12 protein-coding genes and 5 pseudogenes are annotated in these 22,739 nt (G+C 39.9%); 7 read left to right on the top strand and 10 right to left on the bottom strand.

Features of this window, described 5'->3' with window-relative positions; all coding sequences use genetic code 11:
• The first annotated feature begins 41 nt into the window (after positions 1-41).
• Both P4S71_RS03110 and P4S71_RS03105 read left to right on the top strand, forming a co-directional pair.
• On the top strand, positions 42-527 hold the full coding sequence (locus P4S71_RS03110) for a hypothetical protein (RefSeq protein ID WP_033037885.1): 486 nt from the start codon (positions 42-44) through the stop codon (positions 525-527).
• A 2-nt stretch (positions 528-529) separates the two neighbouring features.
• On the top strand, positions 530-1,633 hold the full coding sequence (locus tag P4S71_RS03105) for a DUF1570 domain-containing protein (protein WP_337150052.1): 1,104 nt from the start codon (positions 530-532) through the stop codon (positions 1,631-1,633).
• Between the two features lie 759 nt (positions 1,634-2,392).
• Here the strand turns inward: P4S71_RS03105 and P4S71_RS23040 are convergent.
• The 4 genes and pseudogenes from P4S71_RS23040 to dgt form a co-directional block, all read right to left on the bottom strand.
• Positions 2,393-2,547: pseudogene (locus P4S71_RS23040) on the bottom strand (cell wall anchor protein); the annotation flags it as partial.
• 5 nt (positions 2,548-2,552) lie between these two features.
• The gene (locus tag P4S71_RS03100; RefSeq protein WP_337150051.1) at positions 2,553-3,317 is read right to left on the bottom strand and encodes a hypothetical protein; all 765 of its coding nucleotides are present in this window, start codon (positions 3,315-3,317) and stop codon (positions 2,553-2,555) included.
• 31 nt (positions 3,318-3,348) lie between these two features.
• Entirely contained in the window at positions 3,349-3,900 is a 552-nt protein-coding gene (locus P4S71_RS03095) for a hypothetical protein (RefSeq protein WP_337150050.1), read from the bottom strand.
• Positions 3,901-4,138: 238 nt separating this feature from the next.
• Positions 4,139-5,605, bottom strand: a complete 1,467-nt coding sequence (dgt, locus tag P4S71_RS03090; RefSeq protein WP_337150049.1) for a dGTPase — start codon at positions 5,603-5,605, stop codon at positions 4,139-4,141.
• Between the two features lie 190 nt (positions 5,606-5,795).
• Between dgt and P4S71_RS03085 the strand changes: the two are divergent.
• A pseudogene (locus P4S71_RS03085) lies at positions 5,796-7,018 on the top strand (alkaline phosphatase family protein).
• 94 nt (positions 7,019-7,112) lie between these two features.
• On the opposite strand, the gene P4S71_RS03080 reads toward P4S71_RS03085, so the two are convergent.
• Positions 7,113-7,856 carry a reprolysin-like metallopeptidase gene (locus P4S71_RS03080; RefSeq protein ID WP_007378991.1) on the bottom strand — a complete coding sequence of 248 codons (744 nt, stop codon included), beginning with the start codon at positions 7,854-7,856 and terminating at the stop codon, positions 7,113-7,115.
• A gap of 88 nt (positions 7,857-7,944) precedes the next feature.
• Positions 7,945-8,649 carry a hypothetical protein gene (locus P4S71_RS03075; protein ID WP_033030033.1) on the bottom strand — a complete coding sequence of 235 codons (705 nt, stop codon included), beginning with the start codon at positions 8,647-8,649 and terminating at the stop codon, positions 7,945-7,947.
• Positions 8,650-9,025: 376 nt separating this feature from the next.
• Between P4S71_RS03075 and P4S71_RS03070 the strand changes: the two genes are divergently transcribed.
• Positions 9,026-10,183: a benzoate/H(+) symporter BenE family transporter gene (locus tag P4S71_RS03070; protein ID WP_337150048.1), complete on the top strand. Its 1,158-nt coding sequence runs from the start codon at positions 9,026-9,028 to the stop codon at positions 10,181-10,183.
• An 864-nt stretch (positions 10,184-11,047) separates the two neighbouring features.
• Here P4S71_RS03070 and hemH read toward each other — a convergent pair.
• Positions 11,048-12,066 (bottom strand): annotated as a pseudogene (gene hemH / locus P4S71_RS03065) (ferrochelatase).
• Positions 12,067-12,140: 74 nt separating this feature from the next.
• A pseudogene (locus P4S71_RS03060) lies at positions 12,141-13,468 on the bottom strand (HD domain-containing phosphohydrolase).
• Between the two features lie 670 nt (positions 13,469-14,138).
• Here P4S71_RS03060 and P4S71_RS03055 point away from each other — a divergent pair.
• Both P4S71_RS03055 and arfA read left to right on the top strand, forming a co-directional pair.
• The gene (locus P4S71_RS03055) at positions 14,139-16,679 is read left to right on the top strand and encodes a TonB-dependent receptor plug domain-containing protein (RefSeq protein ID WP_337150047.1); all 2,541 of its coding nucleotides are present in this window, start codon (positions 14,139-14,141) and stop codon (positions 16,677-16,679) included.
• A 204-nt stretch (positions 16,680-16,883) separates the two neighbouring features.
• Complete coding sequence (arfA, locus tag P4S71_RS03050) at positions 16,884-17,084, top strand: ribosome alternative rescue factor ArfA (RefSeq protein WP_007583517.1); 201 nt, start codon at positions 16,884-16,886, stop codon at positions 17,082-17,084.
• A 411-nt stretch (positions 17,085-17,495) separates the two neighbouring features.
• On the opposite strand, the gene P4S71_RS03045 is transcribed toward arfA, so the two are convergent.
• Positions 17,496-18,995, bottom strand: coding sequence for a DUF2235 domain-containing protein (locus tag P4S71_RS03045; protein ID WP_337150046.1), 1,500 nt, complete (start codon positions 18,993-18,995; stop codon positions 17,496-17,498).
• A gap of 95 nt (positions 18,996-19,090) precedes the next feature.
• Positions 19,091-20,394: pseudogene (locus P4S71_RS03040) on the bottom strand (NAD(P)/FAD-dependent oxidoreductase).
• A gap of 247 nt (positions 20,395-20,641) precedes the next feature.
• Here P4S71_RS03040 and P4S71_RS03035 point away from each other — a divergent pair.
• A complete protein-coding gene (locus P4S71_RS03035) occupies positions 20,642-22,570 on the top strand; it encodes a RecQ family ATP-dependent DNA helicase (RefSeq protein ID WP_337150045.1) in 1,929 nt (642 codons plus the stop codon).
• Positions 22,571-22,739 lie beyond the last annotated feature (169 nt).

The raw sequence follows: 22,739 nt of genomic DNA, 5'->3' as shown, positions 1-22,739 counted from the left end.
ATAGGTACACTCTTTTAAAGTTTTAATTCAGGGAATGAATAATGATCAAATGGATTTTACTGGTACTTATTAGCGTATCTACAACTTTGCCTCAAGCTGGTGAGGCTTACACACAAGCCCAATGCGATAGCATTAAAAAGCAGCGCGAAGCTATTCGGTCTCAATTTAGAAGTGGCTACAGTAATAAAGAAGGTGAGCGTTTAACTGCACGCGATAAAGCGCTATTTACATTACTTGCTAATCACTGCAGTAAGCCTAAAAAGAGTGGTAGCGCTTATCAGGCTACTTCTTCTACCTCAACTCGTACGCCTAATAGCAATTGGCTACTCAATCAAAAAGTATCAAACATGTCTTTGCACAGCGATAGCTATAAAGATGCTGCTAAGCTTGATGCTTGGTCAACATTTTATAAACTACCTAAACGTTGCCGTAAAAAAGGGATAGGGTCGGCCGACTTTGTGTGGTGCAGCGAATATAGGGGTAAGCAAAAAGATCTTTTTGAAGCACAGTGGAAAGAGCACCCATAAATATGTTTAAAACTAAATTACGCGTGGTGTTTGTATTTTTTGTGCTGCTAATTGCGTCGGCACTTATTGCTAATCATTTTACTGGACGGGTATTTAATTATAATGACCCAATTGGTGAGGTTAAACGCATATATAACGATCTAGCATCGCAAATAGTTACTGAGCCTTTAAGTACAAAACGGCCCGAAAAAGTAAGCACAACGACGTTGCAACATACGTTAGTGTCTGCCGATAATCACTTATCACAAGTTAACAATACGCGTTGCGTAGATGTATCGTTAGGTGAGGTTAAATATAAACGTAATGGCGATATATTTACGTGGACCGACAGTGAGGGCGTTCCTCATTTTAGTGATAAAAAGCCTGACTTTGCAGTAGCAACTTACAATCCTGGTTTTGTTGAATCGCTAGATTATTTTGATCTTACTTTAAATACACCTAATTTACCGTCGTCATTTAATCAAGAGTTGCGCATTAAGATCAATACGGTATTTAAGGCGTATGGCCAAGTAATTGGTGTGCATGCGCTTAAAAAGGTGAAACTAAACCTAACGGTTTTGGCTACTCGCAGTGCTTACGAGTCGGTAATAAAGCATCGCGGTGGTGATCCTAAAAACACTGCGGGTATGTATTTTCACGGGAGTAATTCTGCTTTTATTCATTATGATAATGCACAAAGTGCAATGCGTACGTCGGTTCATGAAGCGGTGCACGCCATAAATAAGGCTGTATTGGGCTACACACCAAGATGGCTAAATGAAGGGTTTGCGGAGTACTTTGAGCTGACTAAAAATAATATGCAAACAGGTATTGTTGAACCAAATAGATCGTGGACAAAGAATAACAATATTACTAAAAGTGTATTTACAATTAATTGGTTAATCGGCTTAGAGGATACGTGGAAAAAAGGCGATAACAGCAAACTTTATGCAAGTAGTTGGGCTGCTATTTATTTTTTAATGGATACACAAGCAGGTAGAGCTTTACTAAAAAATATAATGCTTACTGAGCAACAATCACCGTGTAGTAAGTTGTCTGCAAAAAAGTTAAAAAAATGCTGTATACGCAATTACCAAATCTTAAACGTGAGTATTCTCAGTGGTTAAAAATGCCTTTCAGGGCTCATAATTTTTAACCTGTCTGTATGTGTATTGATGAGGTTAATGAGCGGATTACGGTTATTTATGCGTTATTCATAGTAATTTGAAACTAAAACCAAAAGCGCGATGTAAAATCGCACCTACGGTTTTGTTGAGAGTGGTGTTTGCATTGTTGTAGGTGAGGTTTTATACCTCGCATTGTATTTTAGGCGTGTACAAAGTTGCAGCGAATAAACTCATCTACAAATTAAAAGCTGCGCTTTTCACGCAAGCAAGCTTTGCGTCTACAGGAGTTAGGTGAGCCTTAAGGTTATATAAGCCAAAGCGCGATGTAAAATCGCACCTACGCTTTGTTGAGCGCGGTGTTTACATTATTGTAGGTGAGATTTTATACCTCGCATTGTGTTTAGGCATGCACAAGGTTGTAGCGAATAAGCCCATCTACAAATTAAAAGCTGCGCTTTTCACGCAAGCAAGCTTTGCGTCTAAAGGTGTTAGGTGAGCGTTAAAGTTATATAAGCCAAAGCGCGATGTAAAATCGCACCTACGCTTTGTTGAGCGCGGTGTTTAAATTAATGTAGGTGAGGTTTTATACCTCGCATTGTGTTTAGGCATGTACAAGGTTGTGGCGATAAAGCCCATCTACAAATTAAAAGCTGCGCTTTTCACGCAAGCAAGCTTTGCGTCTACAGGAGTTAGGTGAGCGTTAAAGTTATAAGCCAAAGCGCGATGTAAAATCGCACTTACGTTTTTATCGCAGGCAGATCATTCTTTGGTTTGCATTTTTTTAGCGCGTTCTTCTGCGTCAATGAGTGCTTGTGATTTAGGTGCGCGTTTTTTTCTTCTATAGTTGGCTTTTCTGCCGAATTTGGATCCCAGCTTTCATCAAGCGATAAGTTTGCAAATGGATTGCTGCTTGCTTTGTTTACTGTTTCTTTTTTTCAGCTGCACTCTTTGTTGTTTCATGCTCTGCGTTTATAGGCCTTGGTGCTGCTTTAGGCATTACTTTTTCGCCTGGTAGCGGAGCATTTGGATCGAAGGTGCGTATTTCTGGTTCTTTAAAATTGTGCGCGGAACTAAAGTTGGTAAACTCTGGGGTCGCTACTTTTTTAGGCGTATGTAAATCGTCAGTAGTTTCGCTAGGTTTTAACGGTTCTGGGCTTGCGATAACCGGTTTTAGCTCATTATTTATGAGTGGATTACTGTGCACGGTTGCAGAAGATTGTGTTGTTTGTTTAGGTTGTTTTTTTATAGGCTGGGCATGGGGGTCAAGTTCTTGTACTTGTGGCTCAGTGAAGCGATTGGCCTTGTTAACTTGCGCTTCAGTGGTTTTAGCGGCTGCTGCAAATTCGGTGTAGTTTGGTTCTGATTTTGGTTTTATTTCAGTAAATGTTGCTTCGTTTGTTTGCGCTAATGTTGTAGGCAAGACTTCGTCAATATTGTTGTGGTCGGCGTTTATTTTTTGTGTTTTATTGGCTTTTAATTGTGGCTGGTTGCTCTTTATTGTTTTATTTTCATCTATTATTTCAGGCGCATTGGTTGGCGTTTGCTTGGTTGGCGCATCTTTCGTACTTACGTTTAATGGTGGGGCTATTTTTTGTGATTTAAGTACCTGTGTTTCAGTTACCACAGGCGCAATAATTTCGGCTTTACTTTGTTTAGTGCGACGTAAACGTATTAATACCATCACAGCAATAAGTATTACTATTACAAATAATAAGCTAGGTAAAAGCAGCGAACTTTGATTCTATTGGTGCAGGTACAATAACCGGTGCTGGTTTTACTACGGGAGCAGTTATATTTGCTGGTGTTTTAACCTTTACAGGTACACTGCTTTTTAGTGGCTGTGTACTTTGTTGATCAATAACTGATTTGGCTTGAGGCTCTGCATTTATTATTACTTCATTATTAATATTTGGCTGTTCAATCGTGTTTTGTTGTTGCTCGTTTTTAATACTAACGGGCAGTGGCGTTTGTAGTGTTGCTGGATTTTGTGGCGTGTTAAGTGTTGGCTCCACAACTTGAGATTGCACTGGTGTTATAACCGGAGCTGTTTCTATTGGCGGTTTTGGGTATGTTTGGGCTTGTTTGGGTTTGTTACAGTTATTGTTGTAGTCGCGTATTGCGTTTCTGTATTTTCGACTTGTTTTATCACCACTATTTTGCTGTATTTCTTGTTTTATAAGTATGCACATGGCTTCGTTATATGCTGCGCTGTTAACGCTATAAAATAGGGCAAAACAAAAGGTAAGGCGTGTTAGTAAAGTGATCATAAAGGTAAATAGCGCTTAAACATTAATAGTTCGATTTTAAGCGCAAAACTAAAATTTATCTAGGGGCTGGTTATCTTTCGAGGTTGTATGTCTGGTATTTAGGCAAGGCAGAGTCTATGCAGTGTGGTTGCTCCCCATAAATAGGCAATAACACAGCATAAATGCCAAACATGCGCTGCCCCTAAATTGAATAAATTTTAATCCTGAAAGGCGACAGAGCCTAAAACTTACCGCGTTATTAGTCTATTACCATTAAGCTACGATACTCGTCGTAGGCAAATTGGTCGGTCATGCCGCTTATGTAATCTTGAATCAATCTACAACGGTAATAAAACTCGTATGCGGCAAAGTGATTAGGTTCCTCTTGCATGGCGTTAATGGCATGTGAGTAGCTGTTTAAGTGCTTTTTAGATAGTTTTTTAACTAATCTTGACTCGATTAACAATCGTGAATCGCCATTGAGCGCACGTTTAAAATCGTCGCTATTTAATAATAGTAATGGTTTATAGCAATCAAGTAGGCCGTTAATGATTCTATAGCCTTGCAGTTCGAGCTTTTCGACTTCTTTGTTTGAAAACACATATTTAAGCGCTACATTTTTTAATGCTTTGGTAACAGCATGCAGGTGGCTTCTGTCCTCTAAAAGGGCATGATTAAAGTCGCCATGATAAATCGGCTCTATGTTTTCGATAAAGCGTTTTGCCGCATGACTCACCAGCGGGTGCAGGAGTGAAACGCGCAAGTATATAAAAAATTCACTGTTAAAGTTATATGGTTGTGCTTTGGCGCGTTCGAGTGCGTAGTCTACGGCTTTATCTACAAAATCTAGGTGTTCAGAATCGTCAATGGTGAGATTTATAAGTGCTTTTTTATAGTGACTTTTAAGCTGAATGCATAATAGCTCAGTGCTTATAATATCTTTTTCTACAGCGTCTTCAATGTCGGCAAGACAATATGAAATATCATCAGCAGCTTCCATTATATAACTGGCAGGATGACGGCAATAAGGCTCTATGGTTAATTCCTTTTGTAGTGTTTCTACGAAGCTTTTTTCGCTGTAGTAATACCCAACTTTTTTCATTAAGTAGTTTTTATTTTGTGGTATGTCTTTTGTATCAAGGCCTGCTGGGCGGGTGTACTTTAAAATCCCCGCACTTTGACTGTAGGTTAGATTGAGTGTTTGCAAAGAGTGAATAATACGTATGCCTTGCGCATTACCTTCAAAGTTACAAATATCCAGTGCAAGGTGTTTAAAAACAACGCCAATGCCTGTATTTGGCTCTTTACAACGTTCGGGTGTAACGCTTAGCAAATTATTATTAAACCAATGATTTATAGCTGCTTCGCCAAAATGTCCAAATGGCGGATTGCCTATGTCGTGCATGAGGCAGGCCATTTCTACTAGGCTTTCTAGTGGGCGTTCTAGTCCTGTTAGGCCGTAGTCTTTTTGTTGTTGGTAGCTTAAATTAGCAAAAATACGCTGCACTATAAAACGACCAACTTGTTGTACTTCAAGCGAATGAGTAAGGCGCGAACGAACGGCTGCATTACGCTCAAGTGGAAATACTTGTGTTTTTTGTTGCAAACGACGAATAGCAGCACTGTTTATTATACGACCTCGGTCGCTTTCAAGCGCCATTTGCAAGTTAGATGTTGTGCGATACATGCGCGCAGGGGTTATTTTTTTACTAAAATCAATAGTCATCGTTGTCCTTTTTATTGTTGATGACTGGCAAAGTGAGTGCGCGGTGTCATTCTTTTTTAATATACTTACGTTAATATATACACCTAGATGAGTTAGGTACAGGCGCTTGTATCATTTGCGGGCAGTCAATTGTATTATCAAATCATTATTTTCAGTATTTAGCGCACTTTTAACTAGGCGGGTATTTATAATGCAGCAGTGGATCTTAAAGGTAATATCAATTTGCCTATTAACAGGAATGAGTAATGTTGCACTTGCAGCAAAAGAGCAAACGGTGGTGCTTGTATCAATTGATGGTCTGCGTTGGGATTACATTGAAAAGCACGGTGCGCCAAACTTAAAGGCAATGGCCGATCGCGGCGTTCGCGCTCAAAAGTTAATACCTGTTTATCCTACTAAAACGTTTCCTAATCATATTTCTATTATTACGGGCTTACTTCCTGTCAATCACGGTATTGTTGATAATAACTTTTGCGATAAAGCCCGCAAAAATGAGTGTTACAGTATGGGTAAAGCACTTGGCGATAGCACTTGGGTAAAAGGTATCCCTCTTTGGAATTTAGCAAAAATGCAGGGGCTTAAATCAGCAACGTACTTTTGGCCTGAGTCGGATGCGTTATTTAACGGCATGACCCCGATTACTTTTACCATTATTCTAAATATAGCGATTACCAAAGCCGTGTAGATCAAATTATTCAGTGGTTAAGTTTACCAAAAGCACAGCGCCCGCGTTTTATTGCAAGTTACTTTTCGTTGGTTGATAGCATGGGTCATGAATTTGGGCCAGACGCACCACAAACTCGAGATGCAGTTAAACAGCTTGATGAGTTGATGGGGCAATTACAAACTCGCCTACGCAAATTAGAGCAAGACGTAAACCTAGTAATTGTATCAGATCACGGTATGACGAGCGTAAACCCAGATAAAAGTATTGATGTAACAACATTGCCTCAAGATGAAAACTTTTTAGTTAAAAATACAGGCCCTCGTTTACTTATTTATACACAACCGAATGCTAAATATGCTGATATAGCAGGCTATAAAGCGCGTTTAGAAAAAGCGGCTAAAGGACGTTATACCGTTTTAACTGATGAACAATTAGCAGGCTATCATTATAATAAAGGTACGCGTGTGGGCGATATCGTTGTACAAACCACAGCACCTGCGGTGTTTACTAATACTAAAAAGCCGATGTATTTAGGTACGCATGGCTATGCCTATACCGATGACATGGCTGCTACGTTTATAGCTAGTGGCCCTGCTTTTAAAGAAGGAATTAGCTTAGATAAAGTAAGTAATCTTGATATTTACCCTGTGCTTGCAAAAGTAATGGGTCTTAAATTATTAAGCAAAGTTGATGGTGACGGTAAAACGTTAATGCCCGCTATAAAGCAAAAAATGGTTGTACATTAAGCTTTACCAAAAAAGAGCGCTAAGCGCTCTTGGGGGAAGGTTATAATGTTTATTTTTTAAAAGTGGGTAATGGATAACCCACTTTTATAAGCATTTATTTAAAATTGGCAATGCTTGTTTTAGTTGCTGTTACAGTGCGAATAGCATACGACTGGTTAGTTACACCAAATGGTATGTTATTTACACTCCAATTAGGATTAGAGAAGTAGTCGTATTGTGTTGCACTTCCATATACATGTGGATAGGCCATAATACTTGCAAACTCATTTTGTACACCGTGACCCATACCGTCAGTGTATACACCACCAGAAGTATCACCCTGTTTACGTGAATGTGCTAAGCCTTGGTTATGACCAAGTTCATGTACAAACGTAGTTGCACCACAATCAATAGCTGTAATTGAATACATGCGGTCGCTCATTGAGTTGTATAGGTTGCCGTTAGTACCTTGCCCAACCCATGCTAAACCACATGAAATAAGTCCATTTCCAGCACTTTCGCCAGTACCTAGTACGGCAATCATATCGGCTTTCCAATCGCTGCGTAAACCATCTACATAGCTGCTTTCGGTTACCGAATCAAGCCACTGCTCTGATGGTGTAATGGCATAGTCACCTAGGTTTTGTGTACCCGCTAAACGCAGCGTAATACCTACACCATTTTGGCTATAAACCTGATTTGTGAAGGCAATTAGCTGATTGATTTTAGTGTTGATATTACTAGTAGCCGCTGCTGACTGATCTGTATATAAAATACCGATATCAATAGTCTCTGCTTGTGCAACACTTGCTACACATAGTGCTGCTGCAACAGCGGTTGTAGTGATTACTTTTTTCATTATTGTATTTCCTTACTCTTAGTGTGGTTGATTTTTGGTGTTTAAAATATTGTCGCAACGGGTGCGCTCAAATTTTTAATTTGGTTAATTAGCCATCTATTTTTGGTGCAAATATGTCTACACCTTTTTCAATTTTAGGTTTAGGTGCCGTTACGTCATGCTCTATATGATTTTTATATAAATCACGTTTTGCAGCTATCCAGCCATACTTACCTTTACTTTCAAATACGTAATTACCCGAAGGTGCCGTAAATTGCCCGTATACGGCGTCTTTTCCTACGGTTAATACTGTGTTGTGCATTGCGCCATCTACGCCAACTACGCGGCCAAATATACTTTTATCACCGTTGCTTGATTCAATAACATTAGTGATCTCTGCCGTGAACGTTTCGGCTGTTTGAGGAATTGCTAAGTCGAAGTTTTCGCCCGCTTTTAATGCCTGCAATGAAGCTAAGTCAAATTCAATGTAAGCTTCATTATGTAAGTCAGTTGGTAACACTTTTGCATTTATAAGTACTTGTTTTGCTTTATTTGAGAGGCGGTTTACAGCATCGAATTCATTAAATGTCATATTTTGTTTTGGGGCTGAAACCGCTTTGACATTAATAGGATCTTTACTCATATCAATAGGGGCTGGCGCATGTGTATTTTGTGTACGAAGAGTACTAACCGGCACTAAGTCAATTGCTACAGGTGCAATTGGTTCTGCAGTGTGGTCGGTATGAATAAATAGTTCATAAAGTGCAAATGCCGACAAGGGAATGGCAATAATTAAGACTGCAACTTTTTTCATCTGTTTCTCTTTTGGTGTTTTAAGTTAACTATTTGTTACGTTTTATAGCATAAATTAGATTAGATCAAGCGAATAAATGTAATCAAAAAGTGTTAAGCACTTTATTTTTAAATCCCTTATTAAACTTATGGTTATTTTTTACAGGTACAAAAATTGAGTGGTTATGTACTGGTTTTGTCAGTGTTTTAGCGGGCTTTAGATTGTTTGTGATAACTTTTTTATTCTGTTTAATACAATAGTTTTATGTTGGTTTGGTTATTAATTTAGGTAAAAAATAAAAATGAATTTATTTCACTTTTTGTAGCGTAATAGTTAATTGCAAAGAAAATATTAGCCACGTATGTTGTGTACATAAAAATAAATATTAGAGGGATTTATGGCGGTTTCTGATCAGTTGCTTAATCGAATTACAGCAGGACTCGTAGCGGTTATTATTGGCTTTTCGAGTTCAATTGCGTTGATTTACCAAGTCGTAATTACCCTAGGAGGCACTCCTGATTTAGTTGCCAGCTGGATTTTAATGCTTGGTTTGGTTATGGGGCTTAGTTCCATTGGTTTATCGTATTATTATAAAGTGCCGGTATTAATTGCATGGTCTACGACTGGGGCTGCATTACTTATTTCAAGCGCTCAAGGGTATAACTTGAATGAAGCGATTGGTGCATTTATGCTATCGGCGTTATTAGTTTTTTTGTCGGGAATAACGGGCTGGTTTGAAAAAATAATGAACCGTATTCCCAGTGAACTAGCATGTGCCATGCTTGCTGGTGTACTTGTTACGTTTGGCATTGACGTGTTTAATTTCATGAACGACATGCCTTTAGTGATTGGCTTAATGGTACTTATGTACTTTGTAGGTAAGCGATTTTTTGCCCGCTTTGCAATGCTTAGTGTACTTATTTTGGGTGTGTTACTGGCGTGGAGTATGGGAAATATTGATACGACTGCATTGCATTGGAAAATGAGCCAATTTACTTACACCGCTCCCATGTTTAACTTAAAAGCATGTATTAGCATTGGTTTACCACTTTATATTGTCACCATGACGTCGCAAAATTTGCCCGGTATAGCCGTCCTCAAAGCACATAATTATAAAGTACCTATTTCTGCATCACTTAATGTGACAGGCTTCATTAATATTATAACTGCACCATTTGGGGCATATTCTATAAATTTAGCTGCAATAACCGCCGCTATTTGCATGAGCGAAGAAGCGGATAAAAACCCTGATAAGCGTTATTGGGCAAGTATTGCTGGTGGTGTTTTTTATATAATAATGGCGTTATGTGCAGCAACGTTAGTTGGGCTAGTTGCAAGTTTACCACAAGCACTTATTTTGGCACTTGCAGGTATTGCACTGTTTGGCACTATTGCGAATAGTTTGCAGCAAGCATTGAATGGCTCGCAATATACTGAAGCTGCCATTGTAACATTTTTAGTTACAGCGTCAGATTTAACGCTGCTCTCGGTCGGATCTGCTTTTTGGGGAATTATCGCAGGTGTGTGCACGGTAATGATTACCCGAAAGGATTGAGTTAATACTTAATTGTTGTAGGTGAGGTTTTATACCTCGCTAATTTTTAAGCTTTTACATGCGCGAAGTAAATTCGCACCTACAAGTTGGGTGTTTGATTGTTGTAGGTGAGGTTTTATACCTCGCTAATTTTTACAAGCGCGAAGTAAATTCGCACCTATAAGTTGGGTGCTTAATTGTTGTAGGTGAGGTTTTATACCTCACTAATTTTTAAATTTTTACGAGCGCGAAGTAAATTCGCACCTACAAGTTGGGTGTTTGATTGCTGTAGGTGAGGTTTTATACCTCGCTAATTTTTAACTTTTTGCAAGCGCGAAGTAAATTTGCACCTACAAGTTGGGTGCTTAATTGTTGTAGGCGAGGTTTTATACCTCGCTAATTTTTAAGCTTTTACATGCGCGAAGTAAATTCGCACCTACAAGTTGGGTACTTAATTGTTGTAAGTGAGGTTTTACACCTCGCTAATTTTTAACTTTTTACAAGCACGAAGTAAATTCGCACCTATAAGTTGGGTGTTTGATTGCTGTAGGTGAGGTTTATACCTCACTAATTTTTAAATTTTTACGAGCGCGAAGTAAATTCGCATCTACAAGTTGGGTGTTTGATTGCTGTAGGTGAGGTTTTATACCTCACTAATTTTTAAATTTTTACGAGCGCGAAGTAAATTCGCACCTACAAGTTGGGTGTTTGATTGCTGTAGGTGAGGTTTTATACCTCGCTAATTTTTAAATTTTTACAAGCGCGAAGTAAATTCGCACCTACAAGTTGGGTGTTTGATTGTTGTAGGTGAGGTTTTATAAAATAAAAAGCGGTGTTAATGCTAACACCGCTTAAAAGTCACTATTTACGCGCAGTTATGAACGTTTATAACATCGGTTTTAGTACATCATATATGGCTTCAATGTGATCGTCTCGGTCATTGAGTGCCGCAATGTAACGGTATTTTTCGCCACCAGCTTCTTCAAAAATTTCACGATTTTCGCCTTCAAGTTCTTCAAGTGTTTCGAGGCAGTCAGCACTAAAAGCAGGGCTTATAATCGCTATGTCTTTAATTCCCTCACTTGGTAGGCTTTGAAGTGTTGCATCGGTATAAGGTTTTAACCATTCAGCTTTGCCAAAGCGGCTCTGAAACGTACTAATTACTTTATCTTTATCCAAGCCTAACTTTTCTACTACTAAGCGGGTCGTTTGTAAACACAAACAATGATACGGGTCGCCTCGTTCTAAGAATAGTTTAGGCATGCCGTGGTACGAAAAACCAATTTTTGTGGCACGCCGTTGGCTTCTAAATCTTCACTGATGCTGTTTGCAAGCGATTCAATATAGCGTGTATTTTTATGATAGCCGTTTATAAAATGTAGCTCTGGTACCCAGCGCCATTTACGGAGTACGTTTGATACAGCATCAAACGTAGAACCCGTAGTTGGGCTCGAATATTGTGGATACATTGGCATTATAACAATACGTGTTAACCCCTTTTCTCGTAAGGCTTCAAGGCCAGCTTCAATAGATGGATTGCCGTAGCGCATTGCCATAACAACTTCGGTATTGGTGTAGCCTTTTTCTTTTAGTAGGGTATTTAACTTAATACTTTGCTGGCGTGTAATATGGGTTAGTGGTGATCCGTTTTCGGTCCATATACTTTCATATAATTTGGCTGAACGCTTAGGGCGGACTCGTAAAATAATACCATGCAAAATAATCATCCATATTAGGCGTGGTATTTCTACAATACGGGGGTCTGATAAAAACTCTCGTAAGTAAATACGCAGTGCTGCAGCCGTCGGCGCATCAGGACTACCTAAGTTGGTAAGCAATATTCCCGTTTTTTGGTTAAAACGCTGATCGTGGGGATTGTCGGTAACGGCAGAAAATCGCGACACGGTGTGCTCCTTCAAGCAAAGTCATTAATTTATTTTAGACACATTGTAACGAAAAAAACTGCGATTTAGATCAATCATTTAGCGGTTTTAACCATTATTCTAAATGGAGTCGGCTTTTTGGCTTCAAGCTGTTGCAGTTTTTCGATTGATTTGCGGCTAAATATATGGCCTTTTGGTAATAGCATTATGCCTGTGTGGCTATGCAGAGCGTGTCCTAAAATCATGTTCTCTTTAAGTTCGCTAGCATTACAAATAAGTATTGAACCAGCTGAGCTTTTTGCTCACGCATTTTTGTTTGACTAGCCTCAAGAGCACGTACAATTTTAGGGTGATAAAATGTACCGCTATAAAGCTTTACAGTATCGAGCGCATGTACATGGCGGTCTTGCTCATTTGCGGCATTACTTTGTTCAAAAGCATCCCAGTAATCACGCGCTAAACCCAACACCATTGCGCCAATCGGTATATCGTTGCCGGCTAAACCTTTTGGCATGCCATTCCCGTTATAACGCTCAAACTGATGGTAAATAGCGTCAGAAACATCATGTAAATGTGTTGCTGGCATTAGCATTAATTGCGCTGTGCTTGGGTGCGTATAAAATGTTTTACGCTGCGACTCGCTTAATTTATTGACTGGTTTTTTATAAAGATCAGGATCCATGGCAAGTAACCCTATTTGCGCTAAGTAGCCTGCCATCGGCGCAAGATCGATACTTTTCTGCGATAAATTTAAATAAAGCGCTATTTGGGTGCAGGTATTGGCAATGTTTTGTGCCCTATTTCCATCGAGATAAGGGTTTGCATTTATAAAGTTATATAAAAGCTCGACGGTTGATTTATGCTCTATCTTTTCTCGTTCACTTGCTTCTTCTAATTGTTTTAAAACTTGTTTGATTTTTTTAGTTCGTTTTTCTACACGTTGTTCAAGATCATTGTTTAATTCGATAAGTTCCAAGTTTTGAGTTTTTACTTGTTCTTCAAGTATTTGATTTTGTTTTTTTAGCTGAAATTTTTCAAGGCTATTATTAATGCTGCCAAGTAGCAGATCGTTTTGCCAAGGCTTTTGGATATAACCGCTTATTTGACCTTGGTTAACTGCGGCTAAGGTCGTTTCTATGTCGGCATACCCTGTTAATAAAATACGCTGTGTGTCAGGCGCAAGCTTACGGGCTTGCTCTAAAAACTGTGCGCCATTCATTTTTGGCATGCGCATATCGCTGATGATTAAGCCAAACTCGTGGCTTTTTAAATGTGTTAAAGCTGTTTCGGGGTTACTGCACGCGATCGCCGTTAGTTTGTTTGTTTTTAGTAAACGGGTGAGTGAACGCAATACTATTTCATCATCGTCAACGCATAGTACATCAATGTGAGTCATGGCAGCTTTTTTAGCTGTGTCTGTCATAGCTTTATCCTTACAAGTCAATAATGTATTTTTTATTTAAATTACTTTATTAAAGCGTAGCTCAAAAAATCACTCCAGTTACATAATTGTCAAAGATGATTAGGGCGCGTTGATCTTTGTGGATTAAAATTAGTCCCTAGAAAGAACCTTTCGGGCAGCGCATGTTTGGTATTTATGCTGCGTTATCGCCTACTTATGGATAATAACCACACTACATGGGCCTTGCCTAAAAACCAAGCAGCCTACTGCAAATTCAACCACCAAAGAGCAACACGCCCTAAATGTTTATGCTTAAAGTTAATTACTGAGTAGTCGGCAAGTTAAAAATGCTTGTTTGCGCTATATGCTATTTTCGACGAAGAAATAAAAGTAAATAGTGCCTTAGACTAAGTTACGAGTATTTTTTGTTCATTACCCGTCAAAACAGACAATAACCATTATAATTTACATTGTAAACAAAACGTTAAAATAAGCGGTTTGAAAATTAATACCTGTTTTGTATGTATTTAACGCACTTTTAAGTGTTTTTTTCTTATGTTATAAAATATTTGCATAATTAGACCATTTTTTGTTTCTTTTTATTTGTATATGTTGCTAGGATGTTTGCACAGGCTGCTAATAAAGTGGTTTAAATAATTTATAAGAACACACAAAAAACAGGGTCGTCACTATGTCAACATACCGTTTAAATACACTTGCTGTAGCCGTTGCTTTTGCGTTTAGCGCACCAAGCATTGTTAACGCAGAAGAAGCACCAGTGCAAGCTGGTAAAAACATAGAGCAAATATCTGTATTAGGATCGCGTGTATCTAACCGCACCTCTACAGAGTCTTCTTCTCCTATTGATTTAATTGACGCGGATGATTTAACTAAAGGTGGTTTTACTGAATTAGGCCAAAGCCTTCAAGCGACAGCGCCTTCATTTAACTTTTCGCGTACACAAGTATCAGACGGTTCTGATTTATTTAGACCCGCAACACTTCGCGGCTTACAACCAGATCAAACCCTTGTATTAGTAAATGGTAAACGTCGTCATAACCAATCAATTTTTGGCCTTAACGGTACTGTAGGTGCAGGCGCTGCGGGTACTGATATGAATGCTATTCCGTTAACGGCGCTTAAAGGCGTTGAAGTATTACGCGACGGCGCTGCAGCGCAGTATGGCTCTGACGCGATTGCAGGTGTTATTAACTTATCTCTTAATAACTCAACCGGTATTACAACGGGTTTTGTACAATACGGCGGCACAAGTGAAGGTGACGGCGACACTATTTCAGCAGGTTTAAATCGTGGTTTTGAATTAGGTAACGAAGGCGGCTTTATTAACCTATCGCTTGAGTACCGTGATGCCGACGGAACTAATCGTGCAGAGCGCGATACAGGTGGTTCGCTTAATGTTGAACCAGGTACGCTAAGTGAAGATGTACGCTGGGGCCAAGGTAACTCAGAAAGTGAATTTACGTCGTTATTTTACAACATGGCATTACCAATGGGCGACGGCGAGCTTTACTCGTTTGGTGGCTACTCTGAGCGCACGGCGCTGGGTAATGGTTTTTACCGTAACTTTAACGAAGCCTCTAAAAACGTAACCCAAGTATATAGTGATGGTTTTTTACCGCGCATATATAACGAAGCACAAGATATTTCAGTCGCGCTTGGCTTTAAAGGCGATATAAACACAGACTGGACTTACGATGTATCGGCTGTTTATGGTGAAAACCAATACGATTTTACATCACGCAATACATTAAACGCTTCTTACGCGGCTGAGTATTTATTTAACAACCCAAGTGCAAGCGATACCGATATTGCAGCAAACTCTGGCCCTACTGGCGGTTACTCAGGTGGTTTTAGATTTGATCAAACAACGGTTAACCTTGATGTAAACGGTATTGTAGATATTGGCCGTAGTGAGCCTTTATATGTAACAGTAGGCGCCGAATACCGTAAAGAAAACTACGAAATAGTGCCTGGCGATGAAGCATCATACGCGTGTGGGTTAGCAAATATGGATACCTCGTACCCATCAGTAAACGATCCGGATCAATTTGCACAGTGTGGTTTTCAAGCTTATAACGGCCTGCGCCCAGAGGCAACTAACGACAGCGACCGTAACAGCTACGCAGTTTATGTAGACGTAGAAACCATGATCACCGACGCATGGAACGTAAGTGGTGCGCTACGCTATGAAGATTTCTCAGATGCTGGGGATGATTTAATTGGTAAATTAGCAACACGTTATGAATTTTCAGATGACTTTGCAGTACGTGGTGCACTGTCTACTGGTTTTAGAGCGCCATCACTTCAACAAAGTGGTTATACAGCTTTTACAACTAACTTAGGCTCAGACGGCACATTAACGCAGTCGTTCACGGCAAACACTGGGACCGCTTTCCCAAGTGCGCTAGGCGTAGATAGCTTAGAGCTTGAAACATCAACAAACTACAGTGCAGGTTTTGTTTACGATGTAACAAGCGAGCTTTCGTTAACGGTTGATTTTTACCGTGTAGAAATTGAAGACCGTATTACACTTGGCAGCTTACTTTCGGTTGACGACGTATCGTTTAGCTCAGAAGCGGTTGCAGCGCTACAAGCAACTGGTGCAGTGCAAGCTAACTACTTCTCAAACTCGGTTGATTCTACTACGCAAGGTGTTGATATTATTGCATCGTACCGCACTGAAGTTGAAGGCGGCAATTTAGGAGTAACCTTTGCAGGTAACCTAAACGATACTAAAATTGACAGCGTAAATGCAAAAGACGGTATTCCTGAAGCGGTTGCTTTTGATGATTTACAACGCAGCTTTTTTACCGACGGACAACCGAGCGAACGTGCAACGCTTACGTTTGACTACGAACGCGATGCCTACACATCAACCATTCGCTTTAACTACTTTGGCGAAACAGACGTAAAATACTTTGGTAACGACCATATTTCATTACCAGGTGAGCTTTCGCCTACGGGTTCATTTAAACCAACAAGTACAGTTGAGTCTGCAGTGTTAGTTGATTTAAATGTTAGCTACCAAATTAACGACATGTTTGCGCTTTCGGTTGGTGCCGATAACGTATTTGACGAAACGCCAGATGAATTAGGTGATGACGAAGTACTTAATTTTATCACCAACGGCGCATTTAAATACCCTGTACGCGCATTGCCATACGGTTTTGACGGCAGAACGTATTATGCAAAAGTAAGCTTTAGTTTTTAATTTATAAAGTAAACTAAAGTAATATTAAGCGCAGTTATTAACTGCGCTTTTTTTATGCTTTTTTATTATAAAAAAGCACCTGTTGGGCATTAAAAATACTTGCGCGGTTGAAAATTAAGCCTACAATCGCCATCTCTTAAATAGGCCAATATAAAAGCCTCTTTATTATTTAACTTAAAATAACCATTAGTTGATAGGAAATATATGACTAAAAAATCTAAAGCAAAAACCGCAAACACCAGCGCGGTAGACACAGGACGAGGCGTTATAAACCACAATGCACTAGCGGCGATGGTCACCTCTAAATTATTTAAACCACAAGTGGTTAAAGCTAAAAAAGGTAAAGGTTCGTTTAAACGCAGCAACAAGCATTCAGGACAAGAGTCCTATTTAATCGCCGCTTAAATAGCACCGATCAAATAGGGCTTTCGACAGCGCAGAACTAACTCACGCGAGAAGCATCGTTTTTAATTTTAAAGTCTGTTTTTCATTTTAAATATGACGAGCTTCACTCGTTACGCCAGCAAGCTGCGGGTCTACAAGGTAATGATTATTGAGCTGCGGTTACGATTTCTTGTAGGCGTAGAGCTTGCTCACGCGAGAAGCGCAGCTTCTAACCTAAAGTCTGTTTTTCATTTTAAAATATGACGAGCTGCACTCGTTACGCCAACAAGCTGCGCGTCTACAGGGTTTATACCCAAGTTTCAGAATATGATGTGTAGACGTCGAGCTTGCTCACGTTAGAAGCAAAGCTTCTCATTACTTAATACCCTAAAAACTGCGTTTTTACACGCCAGCAAGCTGCGCGTCTACAGGCTATTCCAGTCTTGTTACTTTTACTTTTATTTTTCCTGCGTTCGCACCATAAAAGCGGCTTAAGTCGTTTGCAAATGGGCAAAACTCACCAGATTTAGTAATTTTAATATCAGCGCCGTCAGCTATTTTAAATAGGTGCTCGTCGTTTTTATTAATCGCTCCTATCAACGAAAACCATTGTGCATGAGGCAATCGTCTAAATGGCTCAAGCACTGCCATTGGGATTTCTTTTACGCCAAGCTTCACATTATCGCGATGCCAACCTATTGGTGTGCACTTTATACCATCGTCAAACCAGTATTGATTTGGATATGGGGTAAAACGGTAAGTAGCGCCTTGCTCTAGCATAAGGCCAGTTGCATTGTATTGCTCACTAGCAAATACTATTACATCTTGGCTTTGGTTAACGCTCAGCACATTCATGTTTTGATTAGCCAGTTCTATATGTTGGCTTAAACCAATAAAGCTAAGCGTGGTGTTGTCGTTATAGCTAATTTTGTAATGCAGTTTTTTAAGCGATTCTGGGCGGTAACTGGTTAGCTTGTTAATACGCTCTGCAACGCTGTGATGCACTAAAGGTTTAAGATTGCTAGCTTCGTTATCTATAAGTACATAGCATTCTCTGTCTACTAGTTTAAATAAGGGGTTAAACCAAAAGTAATTTTGCTGATGACTTAATGCGAGCGGATCAGGAATAACCGTCACATCATCTTGCGCAACTAAGTTGTTATTGGGTAGTAGTGTTGTGTAATCTATATCGTGGCTAGTTAGTAACGAAATATTAAGCGGTTGCTCTATTAACCACTCAAGTGCATAACGCAGGCTAATATCGGCTAGGCCATCGCGGTAGTAACCACCGCCAATGTCTGAATGCGCGCCCGCAAACCACAGCTCGGTAATGTTATTTTGATGGTTCATTAGTGTGGGTTCAAAGGCGCGGCGTTTTTCGTCAAGGGATACACAGTGCAGAGCTTGAGATACGTTTGTGGCTATGGTGTGGTTTTCAAAAATAACATGTTCAGCGCCGCGCGTTGCTTTACTTACTTTTGATAAGCCAATTGAGGCTACTGTATCAAATACACAAAGGTAGACTCGCTCACATATTAATAACTCCAAACATTTTGCAAAGCGCCTGGCAAGTGCTGCACCTCGACTAAAGCCTGCTAAAAGTAGTGAATCGCCTAGTTGGTAATGAGTTTTAAAATCGGTTAAAGCCTGATTTAAAATACTGGCTACATCGTCACCACGAGGTGCAAATGTTTGGTTTAATACACGCTTTAAGCGACTACCTTTAGTGCCTATCCCTTGATAATAAAAACTGAGTTGGTTTGACTGTGGGGTAATGGGGGAGTCTTCTAATTTACCGCCAAGCAGTAAGTGTAATTTTAGAATATTAGAAATACTGGCGTCTTCTTTAAAGTGTTCTGAGCTAAATTGCTCTGCGTCACGGGGCTCATTCCCTGTGCCATCAAAGTTGAAAATTAGCGTTTTGCCCGTCATAACCCAATTTCCTTAGTTGTTTTAAATACTCTACACAGACAATGTTAAAAATTAAAGACAGTGATAACGCTCACTGCCTTTAATTTAAATCGCCTTTAATGTAACTTCATTTTTGGGCGCACTACACGCAGTACTTTTTCGCTTATCCATAATGCAAAGGTTTTTGCACTGCCGTGAATAGCGCGTTGATGCATTCTATAAAGCGATATATACATAAAGCGGGCAATTTTACCTTCAATAAAAAAGGTATTACTGGTGAGGTTACCCATTAAATTACCCACAGTACTGTAGCTTGATAAATTAACAAGTGAGCCATGGTCGCTATACTTAAAGCCGCGTAGTGGTTGCTGCTTTAGCGTTGCGATAAGGTTTTTTTCGACGCACTGCGCCATTTGGTGCGCCGATTGTGCGCGTGGTGGTACTTGCTTACCATCTGCTTGCGTAAATGCGCAGCAATCGCCTAACACAAAAATGCTTTCATCAACGGTGCTTTGTAAAAACTCGTTTACTTGAATTTGGTTGCTGCGGGTCAACTCAAAAACACCTAAATCTTTTATAAAATCAGGCGCTTTTACGCCTGCTGCCCACACCATAATATCGGCATCAATGTGTTCTTCATCTTTGGTGATAAAGCCTTGTGCGGTGCCTTCTTTTACTTGCGTTTGCTCACGTACGTTTACGCCGAGTTTTAATAGTTCGCGTTTGGCGCTGGTGGCTATGCGCTCTGGTAATGCAGGTAAAATACGCGGGCCTGCCTCTATTAAATGTATATGTAAACGTTTAGATGACATATTTGTTAAGCCATACAACTTTAATAGCTCAGACACATGGTAAAGCTCAGCTGAGAGTTCAACACCGGTAGCACCGCCGCCTACAATGGCGATATTAAGCGATTGTTGTTGATTGTCGTCCTGATGAAGGCGCGTAAAGCTGTCGAGTAATGAATGCTGAAAGCGTTCTGCTTGTTGGCTTGAGTCTAAAAAGTAACAATGCTCTTTTATACCTCGGGTATTAAAGTCGTTACTTACGCTGCCAATGGCAATAACAAGGTGATCGTAGCGTACCGTGCGCCCAGGTAAAATGGTGTGGCCTAACTCGTCGTTGAGCGGGGAGAGAGTAATTGTTTTATTGCTTTGGTCTATATTGCAAAAAGTACCAAGTTGAAAACGGTAATGATGTTTTGCGGCATGGGCTGAGTACACAACGCCATCTAAATCGGGGTCAATAGAGCCTGTCGCTACTTCGTGCAGTAACGGCTTCCATATGTGGGTACGGTTTTTGTCTATTAACAGTATATCTGCTTGGTTTTTTTCCCTAGTTTATGCCCTAGTTGGGTTGCAAGCTCTAGCCCGCCAGCACCACCGCCAATAACGACGATTTTAGGTATTGTAATACTCATAACGTTGCCCTTAAAAATAATATACCCAAATAATCTGTATTATTTTTAGTGTTTTGAGGTTATTTGGGTATTATGAAAATTATTTTTGGCAAACGTAATAACATACTCTTTAGTGAGGTTATTTTGCGCTTAAATAAAGGATATGTCAGCAAAAAATGATGATTAAAGGCATATAAGTTATACTCACTTTTTTATCGCTTAGCTGTGCAGTTAAATCGCTGTTTGAAAAACAACGAAAAGGGTATTTATGACCACGCCATTAATTCAGTCACTTGAACAACATTTTGGTTTTAGCCAATTTAGAACAGGGCAGCAACAAACTATAGAGCAGCTTTTAAATGGTCAATCGTCGTTGGCTATATTTCCGACCGGCTCGGGTAAATCGTTGTGTTACCAACTCACTGCTTTGCACTTACCTAATTTAACCTTAGTGGTTTCGCCTTTACTTGCGTTGATGAAAGATCAAATTAGCTTTTTAAATAGCAAAGGCATTTATGCTGCCAGCCTTGATTCGAGCCAAGATCAAATGCAAAGCAGCACTATAATGAACGACGTGCGAAACGGTAAAATTAAAGTATTAATGGTCTCGGTTGAGCGATTTAAAAACGAACGCTTTAGAGAATTTATAAGCCAAGTGGCGCTTTCTATGCTGGTGGTAGACGAAGCGCACTGTATATCAGAATGGGGCCATAACTTTAGACCCGACTACCTTAAACTGCCACGTTACCGCGAAGAGCTTAATATTCCTTTAGTGTTGTTGCTTACTGCAACGGCCACAAAAAAAGTAAAACGCGATATGGCAGAGCGATTTGCTATATCGCCTGAGTGCATTGTACAAACGGGCTTTTACCGCGCTAATTTAGATTTAAGCGTGTTGAGTGTTAAAACAGCCGATAAAAATACCGAGCTTACCAACATTGTGCGCGCGCAAAGTGGCCCTGGTATTGTGTATGTAACGCTACAGCAAAGCGCAGAGCAAGTCGCTAATGTGCTAAGCGCGCAAGGTATTCACGCTGTTGCTTACCATGCAGGGCTTGAAGATACGCTACGCTGGCAAATTCAAGATGACTTTATGGCGGGTAAAATTAACGTAGTGGTGGCTACCATTGCCTTTGGTATGGGCGTTGATAAGTCGGACATTCGCTTTGTTATACACTATGACTTACCTAAATCGATAGAAAACTACAGCCAAGAAATTGGCCGTGCAGGGCGCGATGGCAATCCATCAAATTGCTACACCCTTGCCAATTTAGATGGGCTAAATACGGTTGAAAACTTTGTATATGGCGACACCCCAGAGCTTAGCGGTATTGAATATGTAATTAACGATATTCGCCAAAGCCACCAGCAATGGGAAATGCAAGAGTACAGCCTTTCAAGCGAAAGCAATATTAGGCAACTGGCCCTTAAAACCTTGCTAGTACAACTAGAAATGCAAGGCGCAATAACGCCACAATATGCCTACTATGCCGATTTTAAATACAAATTTTTGGTTGATAAAAACGAGCTACTAAGCCAGTTTGACCAGCAGCGCCAAGCATTTTTAACACAAATATTTAGCCATACCGATTTTAAAAAAATATGGGGTACGCTAAATTTTGACTCCCTTACACAAGCCGCGCAGGTTGATCGAAAACGTGTAGTGGCTGCTCTTGACTACCTAGCCGAAAAAAACCTAATAACGCTTGAAACTAAACGTATTACCCAAGTATACAAAGTGCATGGAGAGGTTATAAACAACCCTGAACTTGCCCAGCAACTGCACGACTACTTTAGCGATAAAGAACAGGCCGAAATTAAACGTATTGCTGCACTGGTTCGCTTTTTTGAGCTACAAAGTTGCTTAAGCTATAACTTAGCGCGCTATTTTGACGATCAAAATGCACCTGAGCAATGCGGGCATTGTAGTGTGTGTAGAGGCCATGCGGTTAAGCTTGAATACTCTATAGAGCCTGCCTATATTGACGAGCAACTTATTTATCAAAAGGTAGATGAGTTTTTAGCGCATATGGCAGGTAAGGGTAATCATAATGTGGGTATTGAAACCCAATGCCGCTTTTTAGCGGGGATGAGTGTGCCGTTATTTGCGCGTAATAAAGTGCGCCAGCTGAGTGGTTTTGCACTGTGCGAGCAGATGCGTTATAGCGAAATTAAAGCAACACTTCTTGCTAGATAGGTATTTAAATAATTACCAAACCAGAATAACGATAAAAAATGTTAAATTTTTGTTTATTTTCTCGTGGTTTAACTATACTCAACGTGGATATTTCGTTCATACATAGATGATGTGAGCATCGAGACTTCAAAATTGATTGTTTTAGATGTGTTTAAAACTGCTGCAAGAA

Source organism: Pseudoalteromonas sp. B62, assembly GCF_037162565.1.
GTDB classification, from domain to species: Bacteria; Pseudomonadota; Gammaproteobacteria; order Enterobacterales; family Alteromonadaceae; genus Pseudoalteromonas; species Pseudoalteromonas fuliginea.
Note: the sequence above shows the minus strand (reverse complement) of the source record. Positions and strands in the feature narration are given on the sequence as shown.